The following is a 2,500-nucleotide window of genomic DNA, read 5'->3' on the forward strand; positions in this document are numbered from 1 at the left end:
GGGTTTAAAACGTCGTGAGACAGTTTGGTCCCTATCTGCCGTGGGCGTTGGAAATTTGAAGGGGGCTGCTCCTAGTACGAGAGGACCGGAGTGGACGAACCTCTGGTGTACCGGTTGTCACGCCAGTGGCATTGCCGGGTAGCTAAGTTCGGAAGAGATAACCGCTGAAAGCATCTAAGCGGGAAACTTGCCTTGAGATGAGATTTCCCGGAGCCTTGAGCTCCTTGAAGGGTCGTTCGAGACCAGGACGTTGATAGGCTGGGTGTGGAAGTGCAGTAATGCATTAAGCTAACCAGTACTAATTGCCCGTACGGCTTGTCCCTATAACCTTGGTAGTCCAAGGTCGAGTACAACTGCTCGATACAAAAGCTACAACCCAACAATACTTCTTCCAGATTCATGGCCACGCTGAACAAAGCGTAGCGTGGGCGGCTGTGCCGCCCACGCGTAACTCAAGCGTAGCCAGACAAGTCAAAGCCTGATGACCATAGCAAGTCGGTCCCACCCCTTCCCATCCCGAACAGGACCGTGAAACGACTTTGCGCCGATGATAGTGCTGCAACCAGTGTGAAAGTAGGTTATCGTCAGGCTAGTTATATGAAAAACCCCGTCCAGTGATCTGGTCGGGGTTTTTTGCTTTGGACTCATAAATCGTCGTGTTCCCCGCAATACACGGCATGCTCCACCTGGCTCTAGTGGCGGAAGACGTCAGCGATTTCACCGCATGGCTAAGCGGCCAGACGACCAACCGCGGCTATACTGCCAGCCTATCCAATGAGGAGTCGCGATGAAACTGTATCTGGTGGTGGTCGATACCATGGCGGATTGGGAGATCGCTTATCTCACCGCGGAGCTGCACAGCCGCAGGTTCTTTGCCGACCCCGCAATGGATTTCAGCTTGCTCAGGGTCGGTCTTGGCGGCGCCCCCATCGACAGCATGGGAGGTGTGAGCTATACGCCAGACGTGACGTTGGATGCGGTCGAGTTGCAGAAAGGGGATGTGCTGCTATTGCCTGGCGCCGACATCTGGAACGCGGCGCAGGCGAAGCCGATGCTGGAATTTGCTCGCGATGCGCTCGACCAGGGGCACCAGGTCGCGGCGATTTGCGGCGCCACGGTCGGGTTGGCGAGTGTCGGCGCCCTGGACGCGCGGCGTCACACGTCGAACGACCTCGGCTTCTTGAAACAGGCATGCCCCGGTTACCGGGGAGAGGCCTTGTATCGCAAGGAGGCTGCGGTACGCGGCGATAACCTGATCACCGCGACGGGATTGGCGCCGCTCGAGTTTTCCTATGAAGTGTTGAAGATGCTGAAAGTCTGGCGACCGGAAACCACCAAGGCCTGGTATCGCCTGCACAAGACGCGCCAGGAACGGTGGTATCACGAGCTGGTCGCCTCGATGTCGCCGGAATCGCACGAACGGTGAGTTCGACGCACAGGCAAGGCATGCAAACTGGGGCTTGCGGACAATTCAGGCGTTTGCTATAGTCCTGTCCCTCGACGCAGGCATGTCCCGAAACGGATGTGACAGCGAAGAGTGAAGAAAAAAGAGGGGTTGACGAAGTAAGCGAAACACTGCATAATCTCATCTCTCTGCTGCTGACGAACACAACGATTCGCAACGATGCAGCAAGAAGAAGCACCGAATTCTGATCTTTAAAAATTAACAGTCGATAAGTGTGGGCGTTTGATGAAGGTGCCAGCTGACTTGTTCAGTTGCATACTTAAAATATCAAATGTTCGCACAAAGTATTAAACGTTGCTTCAGTAATGAAGTGACGGTCAGTATTTTGAGTGAGCGACCTCGCTAGCAATAGCGAGTGACTCGAAAGAGTCAACAAACAGAGATTGAACTGAAGAGTTTGATCCTGGCTCAGATTGAACGCTGGCGGCATGCTTTACACATGCAAGTCGAACGGTAACAGGGAGCTTGCTCCGCTGACGAGTGGCGAACGGGTGAGTAATATATCGGAACGTACCCAAGAGTGGGGGATAACGTAGCGAAAGTTACGCTAATACCGCATACGATCTATGGATGAAAGCAGGGGACCTTCGGGCCTTGTGCTCCTGGAGCGGCCGATATCTGATTAGCTAGTTGGTGAGGTAAAGGCTCACCAAGGCGACGATCAGTAGCTGGTCTGAGAGGACGACCAGCCACACTGGAACTGAGACACGGTCCAGACTCCTACGGGAGGCAGCAGTGGGGAATTTTGGACAATGGGCGCAAGCCTGATCCAGCAATGCCGCGTGAGTGAAGAAGGCCTTCGGGTTGTAAAGCTCTTTTGTCAGGGAAGAAACGGCTGTGGCTAATATCCACGGCTAATGACGGTACCTGAAGAATAAGCACCGGCTAACTACGTGCCAGCAGCCGCGGTAATACGTAGGGTGCAAGCGTTAATCGGAATTACTGGGCGTAAAGCGTGCGCAGGCGGTTTTGTAAGTCTGTCGTGAAATCCCCGGGCTCAACCTGGGAATTGCGATGGAGACTGCAAGGCTAGAA

The 2,500-nt window shown here is 54.3% G+C and carries 1 protein-coding gene and 3 rRNA genes (2 of these 4 only partly in view); all 4 read left to right on the top strand.

Going from position 1 to position 2,500, the window contains the following annotated elements; all coding sequences use genetic code 11:
* A 23S ribosomal RNA gene (locus LO55_RS08475) occupies window positions 1-323 on the top strand (it extends 2,551 nt beyond the left edge of the window).
* Window positions 324-477: 154 nt separating this feature from the next.
* Window positions 478-590 (top strand): 5S ribosomal RNA (rrf, locus tag LO55_RS08480).
* 197 nt (window positions 591-787) lie between these two features.
* Window positions 788-1,426, top strand: a complete 639-nt coding sequence (locus tag LO55_RS08485; RefSeq protein ID WP_071361131.1) for a DJ-1/PfpI family protein — start codon at window positions 788-790, stop codon at window positions 1,424-1,426.
* Between the two features lie 424 nt (window positions 1,427-1,850).
* A 16S ribosomal RNA gene (locus LO55_RS08490) occupies window positions 1,851-2,500 on the top strand (it continues 881 nt past the right edge of the window).

Origin of the sequence: Massilia timonae, from assembly GCF_001866515.1 — a bacterium.
In the GTDB taxonomy this organism is placed as follows: domain Bacteria; phylum Pseudomonadota; class Gammaproteobacteria; order Burkholderiales; family Burkholderiaceae_D; genus Telluria; species Telluria timonae.

What these genes read in the sequence shown, in the direction of transcription:
- LO55_RS08485 (WP_071361131.1), top strand. Translation starts at nt 788, where the DNA reads ATGAAACTGTATCTGGTGGTGGTCGATACCATGGCGGATTGGGAGATC.